Origin of the sequence: Streptomyces sp. SAI-127, assembly GCF_029894425.1 — a bacterium.
Lineage (GTDB): Bacteria > Actinomycetota > Actinomycetes > Streptomycetales > Streptomycetaceae > Streptomyces.
Genome location: NZ_JARXYJ010000001.1, coordinates 8,037,613 through 8,060,682 on the forward strand (window position 1 = coordinate 8,037,613; position 23,070 = coordinate 8,060,682).

At 71.1% G+C, this 23,070-nt stretch carries 22 protein-coding genes and 1 pseudogene; 11 read left to right on the plus strand and 12 right to left on the minus strand.

Annotated elements, in window-relative coordinates; all coding sequences use genetic code 11:
• Window positions 1-2: 2 nt before the first annotated feature.
• Genes M2157_RS36915 through M2157_RS36935 form a run of 5 tightly spaced genes read right to left on the minus strand, consistent with a single transcriptional unit; the run spans window position 3 to window position 4,946 of the window.
• Window positions 3-758 (minus strand): SDR family oxidoreductase, encoded by a 756-nt coding sequence (locus M2157_RS36915; RefSeq protein ID WP_280856735.1) that lies wholly within the window; start codon window positions 756-758, stop codon window positions 3-5.
• 5 nt (window positions 759-763) lie between these two features.
• Window positions 764-2,548: a glycoside hydrolase family 15 protein gene (locus M2157_RS36920; RefSeq protein ID WP_280867382.1), complete on the minus strand. Its 1,785-nt coding sequence runs from the start codon at window positions 2,546-2,548 to the stop codon at window positions 764-766.
• Between the two features lie 33 nt (window positions 2,549-2,581).
• Window positions 2,582-2,857: a hypothetical protein gene (locus M2157_RS36925; RefSeq protein WP_057618567.1), complete on the minus strand. Its 276-nt coding sequence runs from the start codon at window positions 2,855-2,857 to the stop codon at window positions 2,582-2,584.
• Window positions 2,857-3,417: a sigma-70 family RNA polymerase sigma factor gene (locus tag M2157_RS36930; RefSeq protein ID WP_280867383.1), complete on the minus strand. Its 561-nt coding sequence runs from the start codon at window positions 3,415-3,417 to the stop codon at window positions 2,857-2,859. The genes M2157_RS36925 and M2157_RS36930 overlap by 1 nt, the downstream gene beginning before the upstream one ends.
• Entirely contained in the window at window positions 3,414-4,946 is a 1,533-nt protein-coding gene (locus tag M2157_RS36935; protein WP_280867384.1) for a sodium:solute symporter family protein, read from the minus strand. Before M2157_RS36935 ends, M2157_RS36930 begins: the two co-directional genes overlap by 4 nt.
• Before the next feature lie 179 nt (window positions 4,947-5,125).
• Between M2157_RS36935 and M2157_RS36940 the strand changes: the two genes are divergently transcribed.
• From M2157_RS36940 to M2157_RS36960, 5 genes and pseudogenes are all read left to right on the plus strand, one after another.
• Window positions 5,126-5,341 carry a DUF3311 domain-containing protein gene (locus tag M2157_RS36940; RefSeq protein ID WP_280856731.1) on the plus strand — a complete coding sequence of 72 codons (216 nt, stop codon included), beginning with the start codon at window positions 5,126-5,128 and terminating at the stop codon, window positions 5,339-5,341.
• Window positions 5,342-5,439: 98 nt separating this feature from the next.
• A complete protein-coding gene (locus M2157_RS36945; RefSeq protein WP_280867385.1) occupies window positions 5,440-7,539 on the plus strand; it encodes a carbon starvation CstA family protein in 2,100 nt (699 codons plus the stop codon).
• A gap of 2 nt (window positions 7,540-7,541) precedes the next feature.
• Window positions 7,542-7,736, plus strand: coding sequence for a YbdD/YjiX family protein (locus M2157_RS36950; protein ID WP_280856730.1), 195 nt, complete (start codon window positions 7,542-7,544; stop codon window positions 7,734-7,736).
• 71 nt (window positions 7,737-7,807) lie between these two features.
• Window positions 7,808-8,755 (plus strand): hypothetical protein, encoded by a 948-nt coding sequence (locus M2157_RS36955; RefSeq protein WP_280856729.1) that lies wholly within the window; start codon window positions 7,808-7,810, stop codon window positions 8,753-8,755.
• 335 nt (window positions 8,756-9,090) lie between these two features.
• A pseudogene (locus M2157_RS36960) lies at window positions 9,091-9,222 on the plus strand (helix-turn-helix transcriptional regulator); the annotation flags it as partial.
• Between the two features lie 129 nt (window positions 9,223-9,351).
• On the opposite strand, the gene M2157_RS36965 reads toward M2157_RS36960, so the two are convergent.
• From M2157_RS36965 to M2157_RS36975, 3 genes are all read right to left on the minus strand, one after another.
• On the minus strand, window positions 9,352-10,149 hold the full coding sequence (locus tag M2157_RS36965) for an SURF1 family protein (protein ID WP_280867386.1): 798 nt from the start codon (window positions 10,147-10,149) through the stop codon (window positions 9,352-9,354).
• A 48-nt stretch (window positions 10,150-10,197) separates the two neighbouring features.
• Window positions 10,198-10,431: a hypothetical protein gene (locus M2157_RS36970; protein WP_266524968.1), complete on the minus strand. Its 234-nt coding sequence runs from the start codon at window positions 10,429-10,431 to the stop codon at window positions 10,198-10,200.
• A 98-nt stretch (window positions 10,432-10,529) separates the two neighbouring features.
• Window positions 10,530-11,513, minus strand: coding sequence for a DEDDh family exonuclease (locus M2157_RS36975; RefSeq protein WP_280856727.1), 984 nt, complete (start codon window positions 11,511-11,513; stop codon window positions 10,530-10,532).
• Between the two features lie 88 nt (window positions 11,514-11,601).
• Here M2157_RS36975 and M2157_RS36980 point away from each other — a divergent pair, with 88 nt between their 5' ends.
• The 4 genes from M2157_RS36980 to M2157_RS36995 all read left to right on the plus strand — a co-directional run bounded on the left by M2157_RS36980 (window position 11,602) and on the right by M2157_RS36995 (window position 15,076).
• Window positions 11,602-12,315: a VIT family protein gene (locus M2157_RS36980; RefSeq protein WP_280867387.1), complete on the plus strand. Its 714-nt coding sequence runs from the start codon at window positions 11,602-11,604 to the stop codon at window positions 12,313-12,315.
• A gap of 107 nt (window positions 12,316-12,422) precedes the next feature.
• Window positions 12,423-13,289, plus strand: a complete 867-nt coding sequence (locus M2157_RS36985; RefSeq protein ID WP_280856725.1) for a sterol desaturase family protein — start codon at window positions 12,423-12,425, stop codon at window positions 13,287-13,289.
• A 2-nt stretch (window positions 13,290-13,291) separates the two neighbouring features.
• Window positions 13,292-13,996 (plus strand): lysoplasmalogenase, encoded by a 705-nt coding sequence (locus tag M2157_RS36990; protein ID WP_280868330.1) that lies wholly within the window; start codon window positions 13,292-13,294, stop codon window positions 13,994-13,996.
• Between the two features lie 36 nt (window positions 13,997-14,032).
• Window positions 14,033-15,076: a zinc-dependent alcohol dehydrogenase family protein gene (locus M2157_RS36995; protein WP_280867388.1), complete on the plus strand. Its 1,044-nt coding sequence runs from the start codon at window positions 14,033-14,035 to the stop codon at window positions 15,074-15,076.
• Between the two features lie 17 nt (window positions 15,077-15,093).
• Here the strand turns inward: M2157_RS36995 and M2157_RS37000 are convergent, their stop codons facing one another.
• From M2157_RS37000 to M2157_RS37015, 4 genes are all read right to left on the minus strand, one after another.
• Window positions 15,094-16,101 (minus strand): CopD family protein, encoded by a 1,008-nt coding sequence (locus M2157_RS37000; protein ID WP_280856723.1) that lies wholly within the window; start codon window positions 16,099-16,101, stop codon window positions 15,094-15,096.
• 111 nt (window positions 16,102-16,212) lie between these two features.
• Complete coding sequence (locus M2157_RS37005; protein WP_280867389.1) at window positions 16,213-17,535, minus strand: CoA transferase; 1,323 nt, start codon at window positions 17,533-17,535, stop codon at window positions 16,213-16,215.
• A 39-nt stretch (window positions 17,536-17,574) separates the two neighbouring features.
• Window positions 17,575-19,140: a S8 family serine peptidase gene (locus M2157_RS37010; protein WP_280867390.1), complete on the minus strand. Its 1,566-nt coding sequence runs from the start codon at window positions 19,138-19,140 to the stop codon at window positions 17,575-17,577.
• 47 nt (window positions 19,141-19,187) lie between these two features.
• Window positions 19,188-20,735, minus strand: coding sequence for a S8 family serine peptidase (locus M2157_RS37015; protein ID WP_280867391.1), 1,548 nt, complete (start codon window positions 20,733-20,735; stop codon window positions 19,188-19,190).
• A 253-nt stretch (window positions 20,736-20,988) separates the two neighbouring features.
• Here M2157_RS37015 and M2157_RS37020 point away from each other — a divergent pair, with 253 nt between their 5' ends.
• Together M2157_RS37020 and M2157_RS37025 are read left to right on the plus strand one after the other, a co-directional pair.
• On the plus strand, window positions 20,989-21,345 hold the full coding sequence (locus M2157_RS37020) for a DUF485 domain-containing protein (protein WP_266524949.1): 357 nt from the start codon (window positions 20,989-20,991) through the stop codon (window positions 21,343-21,345).
• Window positions 21,342-22,961, plus strand: a complete 1,620-nt coding sequence (locus tag M2157_RS37025; RefSeq protein WP_280856719.1) for a cation acetate symporter — start codon at window positions 21,342-21,344, stop codon at window positions 22,959-22,961. Before M2157_RS37020 ends, M2157_RS37025 begins: the two co-directional genes overlap by 4 nt.
• The last annotated feature ends 109 nt before the right edge of the window (window positions 22,962-23,070 follow it).

The window sequence follows — 23,070 nt, forward strand, 5'->3', positions numbered from 1 at the left end:
CTTCAGAAGCCGTGCCTCATGCCCCCGTCGACAGGCAGCATGACCCCGGTCAGATACGAAGCAGCCGGCGACAGCAAGAACGCAGCGGCCCGCCCGAACTCCTCCGGCGTCCCATACCGCCGCAAGGGAATCCGGGACTCGTTCGCGGCCCGGGTGGCCTCCGGATCCGCCGACAACGCATCCAGCTCGCGCACGCGATCCGTGTCGATACGGGACGGCAGGAGCCCGACGACCCGAATCCCCCGCGGCCCCAGCTCGTCCGAGAGCGACTTCGCGAACCCGGCGAGACCGGGCCGCAGCCCGTTCGAGATCGTCAGTCCCGGAATCGGTTCATGCACGGACCCGGAGAGCACGAACCCGATGACACCCCCGGCTTCCAGCTCGGCCGCAGCCGCCCGTGCCAGCCGAACCGCTCCCAGAAACACCGACTCGAACGCGGACTGCCACTGCTCGTCCGTGTTGTCGGCGACAAAGCCCGGCGCAGGCCCGCCCACGCTGATCAGCACCCCGTCGAAGCCGCCGAAGTTCTCCCGCGCGGCGGCGATCAGCCGCTCGGCCGCCGACGGATCGGCATTGTCGACGGCCACCCCGAAGGCGTTCGGCCCCAACTCCGCCGCCGCGGCGAGCACACGCGCCTCGTCCCGCCCGGTCACGACGACCTTAGCCCCGTCGGCGACCAGCTCGCGCGCGGCCGCGTTGCCGAGCCCCCTGGTCGCTCCGGTGACGACGTACACACGGTCCTTCAGTCCAAGATCCATGGTCCCTATCCTGCCTCCTCGTTCCCGTGGAGAGTGAGGGCGGTGTTCACCAGTCCGATGTGGCTGAACGCCTGCGGGAAGTTGCCGAGCTGGGCGCCGGCCACGGGGTCGTACTCCTCCGACAGCAGCCCCACGTCGTTGGCCAGTCCCAGCAGCCGTTCGAAGAGCTCCCGTGCCTCCTGCGTACGGCCCGTCATGTGGAGCGCGTCGGCGAGCCAGAACGAGCACACCAGGAAGATGCCCTCGCCGCCCGGCAGCCCGTCCACCGTCGTCTCCTCGGCGCTGTACCGCCGTACGAATCCGCCGTGGTCCAGCTCCGTGCGGACCGCGTCGACCGTGCCGACGACACGGGGGTCGTCGGGCGGCAGAAAGCCGACGCGCGGGATCAGCAGCAGGGACGCGTCGAGTGCGCGCGAGCCGTAGTACTGGGTGAAGGTGTTGCGTTCGGCGTCGTAGCCCTTCTCGCAGACCTCGCGGTGCACCTCGTCGCGCAGCGCGCGCCAGCCGTCCAGGTCGCCGCTCAGATCCGGGAAGGCCTCCAGGGCGCGCACGGCGCGGTCGGCGGCGACCCACACCATGACCTTCGAGTGGACGAAGTCGCGGCGCCCGCCCCGCACCTCCCACAGTCCCTCGTCCGGCTGCCGCCAGGAGGACCGGAGAAAGTCCAGCAGGACGCTCTGCAGGGACCACATGTGCGGTTTGGCGGGCAGGCCCGCACGCCGGGCCAGCGACAGCGAGTCCATGACCTCGCCGTACACGTCCAGCTGGAGCTGTTTCACGGCCTCGTTGCCGATGCGTACCGGCCGGGAGCCGCCGAACCCGGACAGCCACGGCAGCTCGAACTCCGGCAGCCGCCGTTCTCCCGCGACGCCGTACATGATCTGGAGGTCCGCCGGGTCGCCTGCCACCGCGCGCAGCAGCCAGTCCCGCCAGGCCTCCGCCTCCTCCAGGTAACCGCACTGCACCAGGGCGCCCAGCGTGAGGGTGGAGTCGCGCAGCCAGCAGTAGCGGTAGTCCCAGTTGCGCACCCCGCCCATCTCCTCCGGCAGCGAGGTCGTGGCCGCGGCCACGATGCCGCCGGTCGGCCGGTAGGTGAGCGCCTTCAGCGTGATCAGGGAACGCACCACGGCGTCCCGGTGCGGACCGTCGTAGCGGCAGCGCGCCGCCCACGCCCGCCAGTCGGCCACGCTGCTCTCCAGCGCCTCGAAGGGGTCGGTCAGCGGGGGACGCGGCTCGTGCGAGGGGTGCCAGGTGAGCACGAAGGCGACCTTCTCGCCCTTCTCGACGGTGAACTCCGAGTGCGTCCCGAAGTGCTCGCCCCAGGTGCGTACCGGGGGCTTGCTGCGCAGCCAGGCCGCGTCGGGTCCCGCGACGGCCACCCGATGCCCGTTGGATCTGCGCATCCAGGGCACGATCGAGCCGTACTCGAAGCGCAGCCGGAGCGTGCTGCGCACGGTGACCCGGCCGCGGAGCCCCTCCACGACGCGTACGACGTCGGGGGCCAGGTGGCGCTGCGGCATCAGGTCGGTGACGCGCACCGCGCCCTCGTCGGTCTCCCACTCGGTGTCCAGGACGAGGGTGCCGGGGCGGTAGGCGCGCCTCGTGCACCGGTCGGCGTTCTCCGGAGCGATCCGCCAGTGCCCGTTCTCCTCGTCGCCGAGCAGCCTCGCGAAGCAGGCCCCCGAGTCGAACCGGGGCAGGCACAGCCAGTCCACCGAGCCGTCCGTGCCGACCAGGGCGGCGGTCTGTTCGTCGCCGATAAGGGCGTAGTCCTCGATACGGGGGTGCACGGAGAGCGGGTTCCCGACTGGTCGAGGCGGCAATCAGGGGTGGGGCCGGGGGAGTGACGCCGTCGTGCCGGAGAAGATCACACCCGGGTGGGCCGGAGTCTGGTTCAGCACCCACAGACCGATCAGCGTCGCCAGCGCGAACACGACCGCGATGAGGACGGCGAGGACGAGCCGGCGGCGGCGCTCGCGGCGCAGCCACTCGCCGCGAGCCGTGCGGTAGGCGTCGGGTGCCGCGTGCACGCCGCCCGCCAGCGCGGCCAGGGCCTCCTGGAGTTCCCGCTCGGTGCGGTCCGGACTCGCGTCGTTCATCATCGCCGGGCCTCCATCGCCTGGGTCAGGGCGGCCAGGCCGCGTGCCGTGTGGGTTTTGACGGAGCCGCAGGAGATGCCCATCGCCGAGGCGATCTCGCTCTCCTTCAGCCCGAGCCAGTGCCTGAGCACCAGCGCCTCGCGCTGCCGGGCGGGCAGTTGCTGGAGCGCGTCGATGAGGACGCGCTGGTCGTCGTGGAGGAGCGCGGTGCTCTCGGCGGAGGCGACGAGTTCCGTGGCCGGGGCCTCGACGTGTCGGCGGGCGACCTGGAGGTGGCGTATCCGCATCCGCGTCAGATTGCAGACCGTGGAGCGCAGATAGGCCTCCGCGGCCTCGGTGTCCCTCAGCCGCCGCCACTTCCGGTAGATCTGGTAGTAGGCCTCGGCGACCACGTTCTCCGGGTCGTCGGCGCCGAGCAGGACGGCGAGGCGGAGCATCGAGGCGTAGTGCAGCTCGAAAAGGCGGGCCACACCGGCCTCGCGCTCCAGCTCGGCCGGGTCGGCCGCCGCGGGGGCGAGCGGGACGGGCCCGGGGGTGCCGTGTCTCAGGTGCTGTCTCACGGGTTGTTCGCTCCCGTCTCGGGGCGCCGCCTGACGGTCAGGCGCGACGGTAGGTCGGTCAGGTCGGCGCCGCGCGGGACACCGAGCCGTTCGAGGGCCGCGGTTCCGGCCAGGGCGACGGTCAGGTTGATCAGGAGGGCGACGAGACCGGCGTAGATCTGGAAGGGCCCGCCGCCGAGCGACGAGAAGCCCTCGCGGACGACGAGGAAGGTGCCGGCCAGCATGCCCGCGCCCCACCCGGCGAGCAGCGCCCGCGGATGCAGCCGCCCGGTGAACAGGCCCACGGCGACGGCCGGGAAGATCTGCAGGATCCAGACCCCGCCGAGGAGCTGGAGGTTGACGGCGTCCTGGTCGCGCAGCCCGAACACGAACGCCACCGCGCCCACCTTCGCCGTCAGCGACACCGCCTTGGCGATCCGCACCTGCCGTTTGGGCGTGGCCGTCGGGTGCACGTACTCGACGTAGACGTTGCGCACGAAACTGGTGGCCGCCGCGATCGACATGACCGCTGCCGGGACCAGCGCCCCCACGGTGATCGCGCCGAACACCAGCCCGGCCAGCGGCCCCGGCATCAACCGGTCCACCAGCATCGGTACGGCCGTCTCGGCGCCGCCCTCCGGCGCCCGCACCCCGGCCGCGAGTGCCGCGATGCCCAGGAACCCGAAGAGCGCGAGCAGCCCGGTCCAGGCGGGCAGGGCCACGACGACCTTGCGCAGGGTGCGGGGGCTGTCGGCGGCGAAACCCGCGGTCAGGACGTGCGGGTACATCAGCAGGGCGAGGGCGGAGCCGAGGGCGAGGGTGGCGTAGGCGGGCTGCTGTTCGGGGGAGAGGAGCAGGGCCGGTCCGCCCAGACGGTCTGCGGCCCCGTCGAACACCGCGCCCGGTCCGCCGAGCCGTTCCAGGACCAGCCAGGTGACGGCGGTGAGCGAGACGAAGACGGCGACCGCCTTGAGGGCGGATATCACGGTGGGTGCCCGCAGCCCGTGCCGGTAGGTGGCCACCGCGAGGCCCGCGAACAGCGCCACCATCACCAGGTCACCGGTCGCGCCCCGCGGATACACGCCCCCCGCGGTCAGCACCGCCCGTATCCCGAGCAGTTGCAGCGCCAGATACGGCATCGTCGCGAGGATCCCGGTCAGCGCGACCACCAGGGCCAGCGGCGCCGAACCGTAGCGGCCGCGCACGAAGTCGGCGGCGGTGATGTATCCGTGCCGGCGGGCCACCTCGCCCAGCCGGCTGAGCAGCACGAAGGCGATCGGGCACACGATCACCGTGTACGGCACCGCGAAGAAGGCGGCCGCGCCGTTGCCGTACGCCAGTCCCGGTACGGCGGTGAAGGTGTACGCGGTGAAGATCGTGCCGCCGAGCAGCAGCCAGGTCCACACCGGCCCGAGACTGCGGTCGGCCAGCGCCCAGCCCTCCAGGGACGGCAGCCGGTCGCTGGGGTGCAGGCGGCGCGCGGTCACGGCGAGCAGCGACGCTCCGCCGATCACGGCGAGGAACGTCGCGGTCATGGCGCTGTCGGCCATGGTCACCGTCCTTGGTGTGCCCGCAGGTATGGCTGGACCCTCGCGCAAGAGTTGCGCGGGCGGCCGGTTCGGAGGACAGGGAACCGGCGGGAAATCTTCTGGACATTCGCTGTCAACCGTCTGCGACAGGTGGGCAACTCTTGCACAGACCCACAGCGATGGGGAGAGGAGCGCAGGTCATGGCACGGACCGGTCAGCACCGGCTACGGCGCGTCGCGATCGCCGTACTGCTTCTCGCACCCACCGCGGGACTGCTGTGGGTCCCGATGTACGCCGGTGCGGAGCCGCGCCTGGCGGGCACGCCGTTCTTCTACTGGTACCAGCTCGCCTGGGTGCCGGGGTGCGGTCTGTGCCTGCTGGCCGCGTATGCGCTGACGGACCGACATCGCCGCTGAGTCTCTGTCTGCCTTTCCCGTTCCACCGTTTCCGGTGAGGAGCCGCCATGCCCGAGACCGTCCTTCAGCCTGCCCTCAAGGCGCCTGAAAAATCATGTATGTCACCTCGGTCGATCCTGCTGTGGGCCGTCGTCGCGCTGCTCGGCGCGGTCGCCTGGGGCGTGCTCGCGCTGGCCCGGGGCGAGAAGATCTCCGCGGTCTGGCTGGTCGTCGCCGCGCTCGGCTCGTACGCGATCGCCTACCGCTTCTACTCCCGGTTCATCGCCCGCCGCGTCCTGAAGCCGGACGACCGCCGCGCCACTCCGGCCGAACGCCTGGAGGACGGCGTCGACTTCCACCCCACCGACAAGCGGGTGCTCCTCGGCCACCACTTCGCGGCCATCGCGGGCGCCGGACCGCTGGTCGGCCCGGTGCTGGCGGCCCAGATGGGATATCTGCCGGGCACGCTGTGGATCGTCGCCGGAGTGATCTTCGCGGGGGCCGTACAGGACATGGTCGTGCTGTTCCTGTCCATGCGGCGGGACGGCAAGTCGCTCGGGCAGATGGCCCGGGACGAGATCGGCCGGGCGGGCGGCGCGGCCGCGCTGGTCGCGGTCTTCGCCATCATGATCATCCTGCTGGGCGTGCTGGCCCTGGTCGTGGTCAACGCCCTCGCGCACTCCCCGTGGGGCACCTTCTCCGTCGCGATGACCGTCCCGATCGCCCTGTTCATGGGCTTCTGGATGCACCGCATCCGCCCCGGCCGGGTCGTGGAGACCAGCTTCATCGGCGTCGCGCTGCTGCTGCTCGCGATCGCCGGCGGCAGCTGGGTCCAGAACTCCTCGCTGGCCTCCACCTTCACCCTGAGCCCGACGACCCTGGTCTTCTGCCTGGTCGGCTACGGCTTCGTGGCGTCGGTCCTCCCGGTCTGGATGCTCCTGGCCCCCCGCGACTACCTCTCCACCTTCATGAAGATCGGCACGATCGCGCTGCTGGCCGTGGGTGTCGTGGTCGCCGCCCCGGTGCTGCGCGCGGACGCGGTGAGCGACTTCGCCACATCGGGCGCGGGGCCGGTGTTCGCGGGCTCGCTGTTCCCGTTCCTGTTCATCACCATCGCCTGTGGCGCGTTGTCCGGCTTCCACGCGCTGGTCTCCTCCGGTACGACGCCGAAGCTGATCGAGAAGGAGTCGCAGGTCCGTCTCATCGGTTACGGCGCCATGCTGATGGAGTCGTTCGTCGCGATCATGGCGCTGATCGCGGCGGCGACCCTTGAGCCCGGCCTGTACTACGCGATGAACGGCCCGGCGGGACTGCTGGGCACGACAGCCGAGTCGGCCGCGCACGCGGTGGCGGGCCTCGGCTTCACCATCACGCCCGACCAGCTGACCCAGGCCGCCAAGGCGGTCGAGGAACAGTCGCTGATCGCCCGGTCCGGAGGCGCCCCGACCCTCGCGGTCGGCATGTCGGAGATCTTCTCCGGGGTGTTCGGCGGTACCGCCATGAAGGCCTTCTGGTACCACTTCGCGATCATGTTCGAGGCGCTGTTCATCCTGACGACGGTGGACGCGGGTACGCGCGTCGGCCGCTTCATGCTCCAGGACATGCTCGGCAACGTGTGGAAGCCGGTCGGCCGGGTCAACTGGAAGCCGGGCATCTGGCTGTGCAGTGCTCTGGTGGTGGCGGCCTGGGGCTACTTCCTCTACACCGGCGCCACCGACCCCCTGGGCGGGATCAACCAGCTCTTCCCGCTGTTCGGCATCGCGAACCAGTTGCTGGCCGCGATCGCGCTGGCCGTGTGCACCACCGTCCTCGTCAAGTCCGGGAAGCTGCGCTGGGCGTGGGTCACCGGGATCCCGCTGGCCTGGGTGGTCGCGATCACGTTCACCGCGGGCTGGCAGAAGATCTTCTCCGACGACCCGCGGGTCGGGTTCTTCGCCCAGCGGGCCAAGTACGCGGACGGCATCGACGCGGGCCAGGTGCTCGCGCCCGCCAAGACCCTCGACGACATGCACACGGTGGTCACCAACTCCACGGTCGACGGAGTGCTCATCGCCTTGTTCCTGCTGCTGGTCGCGGTCGTGCTCGTCAACGCGGCGGTGGTGTGCACACGGGCCGTCCGGGCCCCGGGGGCGTCGCCGACCACCGAGGCGCCGTACGTCGAGTCGCGGATCGATGTGCCCGCGCAGGGCCGTGAGGAGCTCGTGGGAGTGCGCTCGTGACGGTGACCGCGACAGCGCGGCGGTGGGCGCGGGCGCTCCGGTGGTACCTGCGGGAGCTGACCGGGGAGGCGGAGTACGACCGCTACCGCGAGCGGCATCTGCGCCACCATCCGCTCGCGCCGGTACCGACCCGACGGGAGTACGAGGTGCTGCGCGCCCGGCACCGGGAGGCTCACCCGCAGGGGCGGTGCTGCTGACGTAGCTGTCGTGGACCACGGGGCGGGCGCACCGCCCGCCCCGTACGCCCCACTCACCTTTCGGGACCGAGATGTTCAGACGCCGCACCGCCCTGCTGGTCCACCCCGCCCTCGACGACGCCGCGCTGCACGCGACACTGACCGAACTCCGGCCCACCCCTCAGCTGCACGGCCTCGGCGCGGGTTCCAGCCGGCCGCTCTGGCAGCCGGTCGCCGACCTGCTGCGGGACACGGGCAGGGACTGGGATCGCCGGTGGCACCGGATGTCCGTACTGGCGGACCTGTTGCCGGTCTCGGTGTCCGAGCGGTGGCTCACCGAACGGCCCGGTGACGGGAACGCGCTGGCGTTGTGGGCCTGTGTCCGGTGTGTACGGCGAGCCCCGGCCGACGGGTGGACCGCCGTCCGGGACGCCGAGCGGACGTGTCTGCGTGCGGCCGAGGTCTGCCCCGAGGACCCGACACCCTGGCTGGCCCTCCTCGGCCTGATGCACTCCCTCGCCGTGCCGACCCGGGACGCCGTGCCCGTCTGGACCGAGGCCGTCACCCGTGCCCCGTGGCACCGGGGCGCCTACCACCGGTTGCTGAGCTATCTGTCCCCTCGCGGACACGGCTCGGTCGCCGACATGATGGACTTCGCCCGGCAAGGTGCCGCCCGCGCCCCGCACGGATCACCCCTCGCCCTGCTCCCCGTGGCGGCCCGCGTCGAACTCGTCGCCCACCGGCAGCGGCAGACGTCCCTCGGGGCCGACAGCCACTGGAACGAACCCCTGTCCCGCGCCGAGATCGAGTCGGCCCTGACCGACTGGTTCCACACCGCCACCGCACCGCACGCCGAGGCCGTCGCCGACCTCAACATCCTGGCCTTCGCCCTCGTCCGCGCACACCGCCCGTCCGACACGGCACCCGTGTTCCGCCGGATCGGCCGCCATATGACCCCACATCCGTGGGAGCTCCTGCCCGAGCCGGAGCGCACGTTTCTCTATTGGCGGGACCGGGACCCCGCCCGTCCGGAACGGTGAGGGGGGCACTGCGGTGGGGGCACGTGGCCCGTGTGCTGACGTCGGGCCGACTGGTCACGCCGTGATCGGCGGTCCGGGGTACGGGGCCGGTGGCATCGTGGCCGGCGTTGCGGGGGTGCGCGGGGGTGTCACGTGGTGGCCGGCGCTGCGTGCGGGGCGAGCCGGTGCGTCACGCCGCTGTCGGCGCTGTGGCGCGCGCCCGGGTGGGTGCATCACGCCGTGGCTGACGCGGGGATGGCCTGGTGGATCACGTGCGGTCAGCGCCGTCGGGTCCGGCCGGTGCGTCACCTGCGGCTGACGGCAGGCGGGCCCGGGTGACTCCGGCGGGCGTGGGCATGGCGCCTGGGCTCAGGCGCCGCACCCCCGGACTGCGCCGCGAGGAGGTCGCCCAGCTTTCCGGCGTCGGTGTGACCTGGTACACGTGGCTGGAGCAGGGCCGGCCGATCAACGCGTCCGCGCAGGTCCTGGGGTGCGACCGCGATCGGGTGCATCACGCCGTGGCTGACCTGGGGCCGGGCCGACCGACGATCACTGCGGGCGGCGCGGGGCAGGGCCGGTTGGCCACACTGCCGCCGGCGTGGGGGCGGGCCGGTGGGTCACACCGCGGCCGGCTCCGCCTTGGTCGTGCTCTCCTGCTCCGCCTTCTCCCGCCGGTCGCGGAGTTCCCGCCGCACCAGGACCACCCAGCCGATCGGAACGCCGACGGAGAACAGCCACCACTGGATGGCGTAGGCGTAGTTCAGCGCGGCGTCCTCCTTGCCGGGGTCGCCGCCGATCAGTTCCGGGATGTCGCCCTTCGGCTCGGGTGCCGTCTGGGCGATGTAGCCGCCGAGCACCGTGGCGCCCAGCCGCTCGGCCTCCTGCTCGCTGTTGATCAGCATGACCTGCCGGTCGGGCAGCCCCTTGAGGTTCTTGATTCCGCTCGCCGCGGTCGTCTCGTCGGGCATCAGCCGCCCCGTGACGGTGATCTCACCCTTCGGGGGAGCGGGGATCTTCGGGAACGCGGTCTGGCTCGGCCCGTCCGAGGGGATCCACCCCCGGTTGACCAGCAGCACCTTGCCGTCGTCCAGGACGAAGGGGGTCAGGACGTGGTACCCGACCTCGTCGTCGGAGTTGGTGCGGCGCCGGACCACGACCTCGTCGTCGGTGTCGAAGTGACCCTTCGCGGTCACGCTGCGATACCGGTCGTGGGTGGTGACGGTGTGTCCCGGCGAGGTCATCCGCTCCACCGGCACCGGCTTCGCGGACATCGCGTCGGAGACCAGCTGGTTGCGGGCGGTGCGCTCCTCGTAGCGGTGCATCTGCCAGATGCCCAGCCTGATCATCGTGGGGATGAGAAGCAGGGCGACCAGCATGAGGATCACCCACTGCCGGGACAACAGGAAGCGGTACACCCCACGACCGTACAACTCGGACCGCGGGGTGTTCGCACAGGGGTGTGGTCAGACCCGGTCGACGATGCCCACCCTTCCCTCCGCGCGGGCGCAGTGCGCACCGCAGAACCAGTGGCCCTCGACCTCCACACCCTGCCCGATGATCTGCACACGACAGTGCTCGCAGATCGGTGCCATCCGGTGGATCGCACAGGAGAAGCAGTCGAAGACATGCACCGCCCCCTGTGCGTGCACCTCGAAGGTCATGCCGTAGTTATTGCCGCAAACTTCGCAAGTCGCCATGCGCCACAGGGTGGGCCGTCCTCGCCGCGCGGGCGAGTCGGCGCGGGGCGAGTCGTACGGCAAATCACCCGTCCGTACGGTCCGGCCCTTCCGTACGGTCATCCCTCCGACGCCGGCTCCACATCCCTGAGAAGCTGCCCGAAGGCCGCCTCGTCGACGACCGGTGTGCCGAACTGCCGGGCCTTGACCACCTTGGACGTGCCCGAGTCCGGGTCGTTCGTGACGAGCAGACTGGTCAGCCGGGAGATGCTGGTGGCGACATGCAGTCCGGCCTCGACCGCCCGGTCCTCCAGGAGGTCGCGCTCGATCGAGGTGTCCCCGGAGAACGCGATCCGCATGCCCTGCCTGAGCGGCTTGCCGTCCTCGTAGCGCCCCGGGTTGGGGTAGGGACACGCGGGGCGCTTGCGCGCGGGCCGCCAACTCGTCGGCCCGTAACTGCCGTAGCCTGCCGACTGCCTGGGCACCGCCCGGTCCGTCCACTCCGTCAGCGGCCGGCACTCGTGCAGGGGCAGCCGCACACTTCGTGCGGCCGCCGCCCGCAGACTCGGCCGGAACGCCTCCGCGAGCACGCGCGCGTCGTCGAGGGCATGGTGCGCCCGCTGCTGTACGACGCCGAAGTGCGCCGCCAGCGACTCCAGCTTGTGGTTGGGCAGCGGCAGCCCCAGCTCCTTGGACAGGACGATGGTGCACAGCCGCTGACTCACCGGCGGCACCCGTCCGGCGCGCGCGTACTCACGGGCGATCATCTGCCAGTCGAAGACGGCGTTGTGCGCGACGAGCACGCGACCGTCGAGACGGGCCGAGAACTCGTCGGCGACGTCCGGGAAGAGAGGCGCGCCTTCGAGTGCCTCGCTCGTCAGCCCGTGGATCCACACCGGGCCGGGATCGCGCTCCGGATTGACCAGCGTGTACCAGTGGTCCTCGACCTCGCCGCGCGCGTCCAGCCGGTAGACGGCGGCGGAGATTATCCGGTCGTCCCGGGCCAGGCCGGTGGTCTCCACGTCGACGACCGCGTATCCCTGCGGATACACGGACGGCCACGTCGTGGGGGAGGACGCTGCGGTCGTCTGGTCTTCGAGCATGGTTCATGAGGATACGGGCCGCGACTGACAGTCCCTCACGGTGGCGTCGGTGCCCGGCTCGAGACGACCGGGGTGCCATCCTCCGGAGATGACCGAACCGACGCACGACGAGGCCCACGGCGGCACGCTCGGCGCCCGCCTCAACTGGCTGCGCGCGGCCGTCCTCGGCGCCAACGACGGCATCGTCTCCACGGCGGGACTGGTCGTCGGCGTGGCCGGTGCGACGAGCGACCGCGCGGCGTTGCTGACGGCGGGTCTGGCGGGCCTGCTGGCGGGCTCGATGTCCATGGCGGCCGGGGAGTACGTGTCCGTGTCGACCCAGCGCGACTCCGAGATGGCCGCGCTGGCCGTGGAGAAAAGGGAGTTGAGGGAGCAGCCGGAGGCGGAGCTGGAGGAGTTGACGGACCTTCTGGAGGAACGGGGTCTGTCGCGCGACGTGGCCCGTGAGGCGGCGGAACAACTGACGGAACGGGACGCACTGCGGGCTCACGCGCGCGTGGAGCTCGGCATCGATCCGGACGAACTGACGAACCCCTGGCATGCGGCCTGGGCGAGCTTCCTGGCGTTCACGGCGGGGGCGTTGCTGCCCCTGCTCGCCATCGTGCTGCCACCGTCGGGATGGCGGGTGCCGGTGACCGTGGTGTCCGTGGTGGCGGCGCTGGTACTGACCGGCTGGAGCAGCGCACGGTTGGGGGCGGCGGCTCCTGGGCGGGCGGTGGTGCGGAACGTGGGGGGCGGGGTGTTGGCGATGGCGGTCACGTACGGGGTGGGGATGTCGTTGGGGGCGGCGGGGGTCAGTTGACGCGGAGGCGCTTGGTGGAGATCGCCAATAAGCAAGCGCGTACCACCGGTAATACTTGTGGGTAACAACGTCTAGCCGCGCCCGACCGGCGGTTCTACGGTGCACGCATGCCGAACCTCCCCGACGTCGTGGTCTGGTCCATACCCGCCTTCGTGCTGCTCACCGTCATCGAGATGATCAGCGTCCGCGTCCATCCCGACGAGGACGCGGCCGGCTACGAGACCAAGGACGCCGCCACCAGCATCGGCATGGGACTCGGCAGCCTCGGCTTCGACTTCCTGTGGAAGATCCCGATCGTGGCCCTCTACACGGCCCTGTACGAACTCACCCCGCTCCGCGTCCCCGTCCTGTGGTGGACGGTCCCCCTGATGCTGCTCGGGCAGGACTTCTTCTACTACTGGTCCCACCGCGGCCACCACGTCATCCGCATCCTGTGGGCCTGCCACGTCGTCCACCACTCCAGCCGGAAGTTCAACCTCACCACCGCGCTGCGCCAGCCCTGGACCACGCTGACCGTCTGGCCGTTCTACGTCCCCCTCGTCGCCGCCGGCGTCCACCCGGCCGCGCTCGCCTTCTGCTCCTCGGCGAACCTCGTCTACCAGTTCTGGATCCACACCGAACGCATCGACAAGATGCCCCGCTGGTTCGAGTTCGTCTTCAACACCCCGTCCCACCACCGCGTCCACCACGCCTCCCAGGGCGGCTACCTGGACCGCAATTTCGGCGGGATCCTCATCGTCTGGGACCGGCTCTTCGGCTCGTTCGTCGCCGAGACCGAACGGCCCGTCTACGGGTTGACCAAGAACATCAACACGTTCAACCCGATCAAGGTGGCCACACATGAGTACGTGGCGATCATCAAGGACGTCAAGAAAGCACGGAGTTGGCGCGAGCGGGCGGGACGGGTCTTCAGGGGGCCGGGCTGGGCACCGGCACCGATACCGGAGACGGCCGAGGAGACCGTGCCCGCGTGAGAATCCCGAGCGCCCACGGGACCCACGGCACCCACCGCACCCGCCGTGCACTCCTCGCGGTCTTCGCCCTCGCCGCCACCGTCGACCTCACCTCCCTGGCCACCGGCTTCGCTCCCGGGCACACCGTCGCCAAGCCCCTCCTGATGCCCCTCCTGGCCGCCTACTCCGTCGCGTCCGCGGCGCCCCGGCTCCTGGTCGCCGCCCTCCTGTGCGGCTGGGGCGGCGACGTCCTGCTGCTGTCCGACGCCGACCCCGCCTTCCTCGCCGGCATGGCCTCCTTCGCGGCGGGCCACGTCTGCTACCTCGCGCTCTTCCAGGCGTACGGCAGCCCACGCGCGCGTGTCGGCCGCCTCGCGCCCGCCTACGCCACCGCGCTCGTCGTCACCGTCGTGGCCCTGTGGCCGGACCTGCCCGCAGGACTGCGATTGCCCGTCGCCGGCTACAGCGTTCTGCTCACGACCATGGCGTGCGCGTCGGCCGTGCGGTTCGGCGCGCTCACCGGCTTCGGCGGCGCGCTCTTCCTCCTCTCGGACACCCTCATCGCGACCGGCGTCGCCGACTGGCCCCAGCTGCCACGGCCCGAGTTCTGGATCATGCTCACTTATCTTGCCGCGCAGTTCCTACTGGCCAGTGGCACGCTACGAGCCCTCGAAGCGCGCCCGGGACCCCTGGCGACGTACGGTGAGATGCGCTCGACCACCCCCTGAGCGCCCTCACGACCTCGCACGAGAAGGATCCTCGCCATGCGCGCCACCACCATCCACGCCCCGTACGACATGCGCGTGGAGGACGTGCCCGAGCCCGTGGTGCAACTGCCCACCGACGCCGTGCTCCGGGTGCTGCGCGCCTGCATCTGCGGCAGCGACCTGTGGGCCTACCGCGGCGAGGCGGCCCGGCAGCCGGGCCAAAGGATCGGCCACGAGTTCCTCGGCCTGGTGGAGGAGATCGGCTCCGAGGTCGGCACCCTCAGCCGCGGTGACCTCGTCGTCGCGCCCTTCATGTGGTCCGACGGCGTCTGCGACTACTGCCGCGAAGGCCTGACCACCTCCTGCGAGCACGGCGGATTCTGGGGTTCCGTCGGCTACGACGGCGGCCAGGGCGAGGCCGTGCGCGTCCCCTTCGCCGACGGCACCCTCGTACGGCTGCCCAAGGAGGCGGCTTCCGACGACCACCTGCTGTCCTCCCTGCTGACCCTCTCCGACGTCCTGGGCACCGGTCACCACGCGGCCTTCGGCGCCGGGGCCCGCCCGGGCGCCACGGTCGCCGTCGTCGGCGACGGAGCCGTCGGCCTGTGCGCGGTGCTCGCCGCCAAGCGGCTCGGCGCCGAACGGATCATCGCCCTGGGCCGTCACCAGGTCCGCACCGACATCGCGCGCCGCTTCGGTGCCACGGACGTCGTCGCGGAGCGCGGGGACGCGGCCGTCGAGGCCGTCCGCGCACTCACCCGCGGCCAGGGCGCGCACGCCGTCGTCGAGGCCGTCGGCACCGAACAGTCCATGCGTACGGCTGTCGGCATCACCCGCGACGGCGGTGCCATCGGCTTCGTCGGTGTGCCGCACGGCAGCGGCACCGGCGTCGACCTCGGCGTCTTGTTCGACCGGAACATCGCCCTGCGCGGCGGGGTCGCGCCGGTCCGTGCCTACATCCCCGAGCTGCTCCCCGACGTCCTGGACGGCACCGTCGACGCGTCACCCGTCTTCGACATGACCGTCGACCTGGAGGGCGTCCCCGCCGGCTACAAGGCGATGGACGAGCGCACCGCGCTCAAGGTCCTCGTCACCAACTAGCGCCCCCCGAGCAGCTTTCACCAGCGGATCGGCAGCGGCAGGGCCGTCAGCAGCCCCGACACCACGACCACGAGTCCCAGGGCGACGACCTCCGCACGTGCGGGGGCACAGGCGGTCAGCGACGCGGGGGCGCGGTGCAGCCGGATCCGGGCCCACAGGGCGAGAGCGGCGACGACCGCCACGAGGAGCACCTTGGCGAGCAGCGTGCGCCCGTAAGCCGTGTCCGTCAGCTGCTCCAGAATCGTGCCGGGCGGCATCCGGCGCAGCGAACTCCACACACCCGTCGCGGTGATGGCGGCGAGCAGAACGGCCGCCACACGCGCGTAGAGCCCGAGCAGCGCCGCGCCCGGCTCCGCGGGGCCCCAGCGGCGCAGCGTCCGCAGCACCTGCAGCAGTCCGCCCGCCCACAGCGCCGCGCACGTCAGATGAACCAGCGTCAGCCCGGAGCCGGTCAACGGACTGTGCTGGGTCGGGGGATGCGCGCGCAGGGCCTCCGCCACCACCACGGCCGCCAGCGGCCACACCTGGGCGGCCGGGCGGGTCGAACGGGCGCACAGGCCGGCCACCAGGAACGCGTTGACCTCCAGGAGCGCCAACTTGCCGTCCCGCGACTCGTACAGACCGCCGACATTGATCTCGGAAAGGCTGTGCGGCACCAGATTGCCGGTCGCCACGACCGACGCCAGACCCAGCGCGGCGAGGAAACCCGCGGCGGCCGCACCAGGTGCCCAGGAGCGCGGCGCGTCCGGCGGAGCAGCGGGCACGGAGCGGGCCAGCAGGCCCACGAACAGCTCGCCCAGCGGCACACACAGCGCCGCGAACAGCACCGCCCGCAACAGGGCCACCCCGCCGGCCCCGGGCGCTGCGGCCTCCCCGGTGCCGTGCAGCGCGGCGGACGGCCCGAACAGCGGTATCGCTACGGCCAGTACCGCCAGGACGAGGACGGCGACCGCCCGGCCGGTGCCGGGACGCCCGGTGGGGCCGCTCGCGTCGGTCGCCTCCGAGGTGGGTCTTATCAAGGTCACCCCACGATCTTGACCACAACGGACAGAACCGGGCAACTGCAGTGAAACAAGTGGTGGTGAGGCATTCCACCCATACATACGTTTCCGGTGCCACGGTCGGTTCCGGCCCGCTCAGCGCAGGCGCGCGGCATCCGTTCCCCACGGCACCGGTGGCCGCGCCCAGTCCTGCGGACCGCCGTCGAAGGACACCGGCGACAGGGCGTATCGCAGCCGCCCGAGCGCGCTGTCCGTCTCCGCCAACCAGGGCTCAGGTCCGTCGTACGGCTCGCTCACGGCGTCGCGCGCCGCGGTGCCGTCCATGCCGTCGGTCATCCACTTGGCCGTCCGTGCCAGCGCCAGCCGCACGAACCGGCTCCCGCCCTCGTACGACTGCTCGGTCAGCGCCCGCAGCACGGCCGCCGCCAGCAGATAACCCGTCCCGTGGTCGAGGGCCTGCGCGGGCAGCGCGCCCGGCCGGTCCGGCGAACCCTCCAGCACCGCGATCCCGGTGGCCGCCTGCACGAGGCTGTCGAAGCCCCGCCGTTCACGCCATGGCCCGTACCCGCCCCACGCCGACAACTGCGCCACGACCACCCCGGGCCGCCGCTCCGCCAGCGCTTCGGGTGACAGCCCGAACCGGTCCAGCGCGCCCGGCCGGTATCCGGTGACGACCACGTCCGCCGCCGCGAGCAGTTCCTCGAACGTCTGCCGGTCGGCGGCCAGGTCGAGCGTCGCCGACCGCTTCCCGAAACCCGTGTCGGCGTGCTGGTCGGCCAGTTCGGGCAGCCGGGGCGAGTCCAGGCGCAGCACGTCCGCGCCGAACAGGGCGAGGGTCCGGGTGGCGACCGGTCCCGCGAGAACCCGCGTCAGGTCCAGGACGCGCAGGCCCGCGGCCGGCAGCAGGGGAGTGGTGCCGATCGGCGCGAACGCACGCACGCGTGCCGTGTCCAGCCGCCCCCGCTCGACCAGCGGCCGTTTCGCCACCTCGGCCGCCTGCGGGTGCGCGGCCCACTCCTCGGGAGAGCGCAGGGCGACGGCGAGACCTCCGGCCGCGTGCACGGCGTCCTCGACGTCCAGGGCGGACCGCTCGGCCAGCGCCGCCTCCACAGCCGCCGGGTCCTCCGGCACCCCCAGTGCCTGGAGCAGTCGCGCGCGGTGGTGCGGATAGTTCGCGTGCGTGCGGACCCACCCGTCCGCCGTCCGCCAGAACCGGGACATTGGTGCGAAGTTGACCGGAGCGCGCCCATTGATCAACAGGTGACGCTCGCTCAGGAAGGCGGTGGCGACCGCCCCGTCGTCCACCCGCACCGTCGGCACCTCGGCGAGCCCGGCCCGCCGCGCCCCCAGTTCGGCGGCGGCCAGCGCGCACTCACCCACACAGGTCCGCGCCAACTGCTGTGCGGGAAGGCGCCCCTGAAGAGCGCCCTCCCGCACCACAAACTTGATTCCTGTCATGACTGCACTATGCAGTATTGACGGAATCAATATATGGATCTACTTCGTCACCGCGTCCAGTGCGTCCACCGTGCCCCAGCCGTAGAAGCCGTTGCGGTTCGTGGACCCCTCGCACACCGCGTCGACCTTGCCGTCGCCGTTGATGTCGTAGGGATCCGTGCACGGCGTGGCGTCGGCCTCTGCGTACAGCAGCGCCTTCACCAGGGCCGGCGGAGCGTACGGGTGCGTCGACTTGATCAGGGCGGCCACGGCCGCGGCGTGCGGCGAGGCCATCGACGTACCGGCCATGTAGCCCCACTTGCCGCCGGGCAGCGTGCCCAGGATGAGCCCGCTGGTCGCGGGCGGCTGGGGCGTCTGGTAGGCCGTCGAGTCACCGCCGGGCGCGGCGACGTCGATGACACCCAGGCCGTGGTTGGAGAACGACGACTTGATGCCCTTGGCGCCGGTCGACGCGACCGTCACCACACCCGGCAGCTGGGTCGGTATGTCGAAGCACTTCGACGGGTCGATCACCCGGTCCGAGGGCGTGCCGTCGTTCGGCGAGACCGGGTCGGTGATCTCGTCGGCCGCGAGGTCGTAGTTCTCGTTGCCGGCCGCCGCGACATTGACGACGCCCTTCTTCTCCGCGTACCGCGTGGCCCGGGTGATGGCGTCCACGAGGGCCTTCTGGTCCGGGTCGTCGGTGCAGTTGAAGTACCAAGGGTCGGTGTAATAGCTGTTGTTGGTGACGTCGACCCCATGGGTGGCCGCCCACACGAAGCCGCAGACCACGGCCTCCGTGTAGAAGTAGCCGGCGGTCGTGGACACCTTGATGCCCGCCACCTTCACGCCGGGCGCGACCCCCGTCATACCGACGCCGTTCTTGGCGGCCGCGATCTCCCCCGCCACGTGCGTGCCGTGCGGGCTCTCCGCGGCGCTCGGCCGCCACGCCCCGTCGGCGGTGTCCGGCTTTCCCGTCACGCAGTTGACCGACGCGGCACGGTCGAAGTTCGGCGCCAGGTCCGGGTGGGTGTCGTCCACGCCGGTGTCGATCACGGCGACGGTCACCTTGCTGCTGCCGAGCGACTTCTCGTGCGCCTTGTCCGCCTTGATGGCGGGCAGGTCCCACTGCAACGACTCCAGCGGGTCCTGGCCGGCGTCGGCGGCGGCCTGCGCGGCGGCCAGCTGCGCCGAGTCGAGCGCCTTCGGCGTCCCCTCGTCGGTCGTCGACTGCGCGGGCAGCGGCGCGTTGCGCGTGTTGCCCGCCGACTCGACCCCGCGGACCTTGCGGATCGTCTTGGCGAAGTCGGCGTTCGACGAGTGGACGACGATCACGCCGATCTGGTCGTACGACGTCACGATCGTGCCGCCCGCCGCGGCGATGGCCTTCTTCACCTGGGCGGAAGGACCGTGCCCCGGGCGGACGTTGACGACGTAGCTGAGCGCCGTCCCGTCCGCGTCGGCGGCGGCGAGGACGTCGCTGACGGCACCGGTGACACCGGCCGCGGTGCCGGGCAGGCCGGCCGCGGACGCCGTGGCGCCCGGCAGGAACGCCATGGCCGTCGCCATGGCCATACCGAGCGGGATCGCGAGCGCGCGACGATGGCGCGAGTGGGGCGCTGACATGATGAGAGTCTCTCCAGTTCGTATGCGGGACAAGCGGGGCGCGCGGGTCACTTGACCGCGCGCAGCGCGTTGACGATGCCGAAGCCGTAGAACCCGTTGGCCCGGGTGCCGCCCTCGCACACCGCGTCCTGTGTGCCGTCGCCGTTCTGGTCGTAGGAGGCCGGGCAGCTCGTGGCGTCCGCCTGCGCCTTGAGCAGTGCCTGCAGTTGGGCCGGGCTCGCCTTGGGATGCGTCGACTTCAGCAGCGCGGCGACGCCCGCGGCGTGCGGCGAGGCCATCGAAGTGCCCTGCAGGAAGCCGTACTCACCGTTCGGCAGGGTGGACAGGATGCGGCCGTTCTGCGACGGCGTGTCCGGGATCTGGTAGAGCCGGTCGCCACCGGGTGCCGCGACGTCGATGACCCCCTTGCCGTACGAGGAGTAGTACGACTTGAGGTTCTTGACGCCCGTCGCGCTGACCGTGACGACACCGGGCAGCTGCGTCGGCACGTCGAAGCACTCGTGCGGATCGACGGTGCGCTCCACCGGAGTGGAGTCGTCGGGGCTGGAGGCGTCGACGATCGCGTCGGAGTCCAGGTCGTGGTTGGAGTTGCCCGCCGACGCCAGGCTGAGCGTGCCCTTGTGCTGCGCGTACAGCTGCGCCCTGTTGACCGAATCAACGATGGCCCGCTGATCGGGATCGTCCATGCAGTTGTACAGCCAGGGATCAACGTAGTAGCTGTTGTTCGTGATCTCGACGCCGTGATCGGCGGCGAACACGAACGCGCACACGACGCTCTCCGGGTAGAAGAGCCCGTTGCTCCGGTCGGTCACATTGATGGCCGAGACCTTCACGCCGGGCGCGACCCCGGCCACGCCGACACCGTTGCGTGCCGCGGCGATCTCACCGGCCACGTGCGTGCCGTGGTAGTCGTCCGCGGTGTACGGCCGCCAGGCGCCCGCAGTGGTGTCCGGGACACCGCCGTCGCAGTTGGCCGACTGTCCGGCGGAGAAGTTGGGCGCGATGTCGGGGTGGGTGTCGTCGACGCCGGTGTCGATCACGGCGACGGTCACCTTGCGGCTGCCCGGGTTGATCTTGGCGGCCTTGTCGGCGCCTATCGCGCGCAGGTCCCACTGATCGGCCTCGAGAGGCTCGCTGTCCGGCGTGGCGGCCGAGCTCTTCGCGACCTTCGCGGCCTGCGCGTCCGACAGCACCTGGACCGCGCCCTCGTCCGTCGTGCCCGCCGGGGTCAGCGGCGAGGTGCGGGTGGCGCCGGCCGACTGCACCCCGCGCACCTTGCGGATCTTCTGGGCGAAGTCCGGCGCGGAGGAGTGGACGACGATCACGCCGATCTTCTCGTACGCGATCACGACGGTGCCGCCGGCCGTCGGTATCGCCTTCTTCACCGACGCGATCGTGCGGTGGTCCACCTTGGTGTTGACGACGTACGACAGGTTCGTCGCGTCCGCTGCCGGTGCCACGGACTCCGTGGCAGGGGCGGCCGAGGCCGCCGAGGGCAGGAAGCCGAGCGAGGCCGTGAGGGACAGCACGACGGGCACGGCGAGCGCGAGACGGTTCCTCGAACGTATGGAACGTCTGGAACGCGGCTGGGACATGGGGTCTCCACATCATCCGGAAACGAAACCGGCCCGAGACACAGGTGTCGCTCGGGCAGGTACATGACGGGTGGTGCAGGCCGAAGCTATCTCCCGAAGTCGCTGGCCAGCAATGACTTCCCCAAGGTGAGTTCGGAAAGAAGCAAAGCGAGTTGAACCGGTCCGAGCGTGCCGCCGTGACCTTGGGCAGGGAACGCGAGGACACTCGCCCCCGGTCCCCGTCACAACCGCACCCGCAACGCGAGGAGACTCCGTGTCCACCGACGCACCGCCACCCTCGAAAGAGACCCATAAACTCCCCACCACCGAGGAGTTCACCGAGGTGCAGGAGAGCGCGGAGTTCGGTGAACTGCGCCGCTCCTACCGCTCCTTCGCCTTTCCGCTGACCGTCGGCTTCATCGCCTGGTACCTGCTGTACGTCCTGCTGTCCAACTACGCGGGCGACTTCATGGGCACCAAGGTCGTCGGCAACATCAACATCGCCCTGGTCCTGGGCCTCGCCCAGTTCCTCACCACGTTCCTCATCGCCTGGTGGTACGCGCGCACCGCTGCCGCACGCTTCGACCCCAAGGCCGAGGCGATCAAGTCCCGGATGGAGGGCGGCGCATGAGCCCCGCGATCACCCTGGCGGCCGGCGAGGCCAGCGAGCACCGAGGGCTGATCATCAGCCTGTTCGCGGTCTTCGTCCTCGCGACCCTCGTCATCACGGTCTGGGCCGGACGCCAGACCAAGGACGCCTCCGACTTCTACGCGGGCGGCCGCCAGTTCACCGGCTTCCAGAACGGCCTCGCCGTCTCCGGCGACTACATGTCCGCCGCGTCCTTCCTCGGCATCGCGGGCGCCATCGCCCTCTTCGGCTACGACGGCTTCCTGTACTCCATCGGCTTCCTGGTCGCCTGGCTCGTCGCCCTGCTCCTGGTCGCCGAACCGCTGCGCAACTCCGGCCGCTACACGATGGGCGACGTCCTCGCGTACCGGATGCGCCAGCGCCCGGTCCGCACGGCGGCCGGCACCTCCACCATCGTGGTGTCGATCTTCTACCTGCTTGCCCAGATGGCGGGCGCGGGCGTCCTGGTCTCCCTGCTGCTCGGCATCACCAGCGACGGCGGCAAGATCGGCATCGTCGCCCTGGTCGGCGTCCTGATGATCGTGTACGTCACCATCGGCGGCATGAAAGGCACCACCTGGGTCCAGATGGTCAAGGCGGTCCTGCTGATCGCCGGCGCCCTGCTGCTGACCTTCCTGGTCCTGCTGAAGTTCAACTTCAACATCTCCGACCTGCTGGGCTCGGCCGCCGACAACAGCGCCAAGGGCTCGGCCTTCCTGGAGCCCGGTCTGAAGTACGGCGCGACCAGCACCACCAAGCTGGACTTCATCTCGCTCGGCATCGCCCTGGTCCTCGGCACCGCCGGCCTGCCGCACATCCTGATCCGCTTCTACACGGTGCCGACCGCCAAGGCCGCCCGTAAGTCGGTCATCTGGGCCATCGGCCTCATCGGCGCCTTCTACCTGATGACCCTCGCCCTCGGCTTCGGCGCCGCGGCCCTGATCAAGCCGGACGAGATCATCGCCTCCAACAAGGCGGGCAACACGGCGGCGCCACTCCTGGCACTGCATCTGGGCGGCGTCGACTCCAACTGGGGCGCGATCCTGCTGGCCACCATCTCGGCGGTCGCCTTCGCCACGATCCTCGCGGTCGTCGCCGGCCTCACCCTGGCCTCCTCGTCGTCCTTCGCGCACGACATCTACGCGAACGTCATCAAGCGCGGTCAGGCCACCGAGAAGCAGGAGATGAGTGCGGCCCGCTGGGCGACCGTCGGCATCGGCGCGGTCTCCATCCTGCTGGGCGCCCTCGCCCGCGACCTCAACGTCGCAGGCCTGGTCGCGCTCGCCTTCGCGGTCGCCGCCTCGGCAAACCTGCCGACGATCATCTACAGCCTCTTCTGGAAGCGGTTCACCACCTCCGGCGCCCTGTGGTCGATCTACGGCGGCCTCGTCACGGCGGTCGGCCTGGTGCTGTTCTCGCCGGTCGTCTCCGGCAAGCCCACCTCGATGTTCCCGGACGTCGACTTCCACTGGTTCCCGCTGGAGAACCCGGGCCTCATCTCGATCCCGGTCGGTTTCCTGCTCGGCATCATCGGCACCTACCTCTCCAAGGAGGAGCCGGACAAGGGCAAGTTCGCGGAGCTGGAGGTCCGGTCGCTGACCGGTACCGGCGCCCACTGACACGCCCCCTGAAGCGGCCGTGTCGTAGATCTCTACGACACGGCCGCTTCGTACGTCGTGGGATCGGGCACTGTCGTTGTCAGCGACGTCACGTAGGCTCGCAAGTGAC

What these genes read in the sequence shown, in the direction of transcription:
- M2157_RS36915 (WP_280856735.1), bottom strand. Translation starts at nt 758, where the DNA reads ATGGATCTTGGACTGAAGGACCGTGTGTACGTCGTCACCGGAGCGACC.
- M2157_RS36925 (WP_057618567.1), bottom strand. Translation starts at nt 2,857, where the DNA reads ATGAACGACGCGAGTCCGGACCGCACCGAGCGGGAACTCCAGGAGGCC.
- M2157_RS36935 (WP_280867384.1), bottom strand. Translation starts at nt 4,946, where the DNA reads ATGGCCGACAGCGCCATGACCGCGACGTTCCTCGCCGTGATCGGCGGA.
- M2157_RS36940 (WP_280856731.1), top strand. Translation starts at nt 5,126, where the DNA reads ATGGCACGGACCGGTCAGCACCGGCTACGGCGCGTCGCGATCGCCGTA.
- M2157_RS36945 (WP_280867385.1), top strand. Translation starts at nt 5,440, where the DNA reads ATGTCACCTCGGTCGATCCTGCTGTGGGCCGTCGTCGCGCTGCTCGGC.
- M2157_RS36955 (WP_280856729.1), top strand. Translation starts at nt 7,808, where the DNA reads ATGTTCAGACGCCGCACCGCCCTGCTGGTCCACCCCGCCCTCGACGAC.
- M2157_RS36970 (WP_266524968.1), bottom strand. Translation starts at nt 10,431, where the DNA reads ATGGCGACTTGCGAAGTTTGCGGCAATAACTACGGCATGACCTTCGAG.
- M2157_RS36975 (WP_280856727.1), bottom strand. Translation starts at nt 11,513, where the DNA reads ATGCTCGAAGACCAGACGACCGCAGCGTCCTCCCCCACGACGTGGCCG.
- M2157_RS36980 (WP_280867387.1), top strand. Translation starts at nt 11,602, where the DNA reads ATGACCGAACCGACGCACGACGAGGCCCACGGCGGCACGCTCGGCGCC.
- M2157_RS36985 (WP_280856725.1), top strand. Translation starts at nt 12,423, where the DNA reads ATGCCGAACCTCCCCGACGTCGTGGTCTGGTCCATACCCGCCTTCGTG.
- M2157_RS36995 (WP_280867388.1), top strand. Translation starts at nt 14,033, where the DNA reads ATGCGCGCCACCACCATCCACGCCCCGTACGACATGCGCGTGGAGGAC.
- M2157_RS37005 (WP_280867389.1), bottom strand. Translation starts at nt 17,535, where the DNA reads ATGACAGGAATCAAGTTTGTGGTGCGGGAGGGCGCTCTTCAGGGGCGC.
- M2157_RS37010 (WP_280867390.1), bottom strand. Translation starts at nt 19,140, where the DNA reads ATGTCAGCGCCCCACTCGCGCCATCGTCGCGCGCTCGCGATCCCGCTC.
- M2157_RS37015 (WP_280867391.1), bottom strand. Translation starts at nt 20,735, where the DNA reads ATGTCCCAGCCGCGTTCCAGACGTTCCATACGTTCGAGGAACCGTCTC.
- M2157_RS37025 (WP_280856719.1), top strand. Translation starts at nt 21,342, where the DNA reads ATGAGCCCCGCGATCACCCTGGCGGCCGGCGAGGCCAGCGAGCACCGA.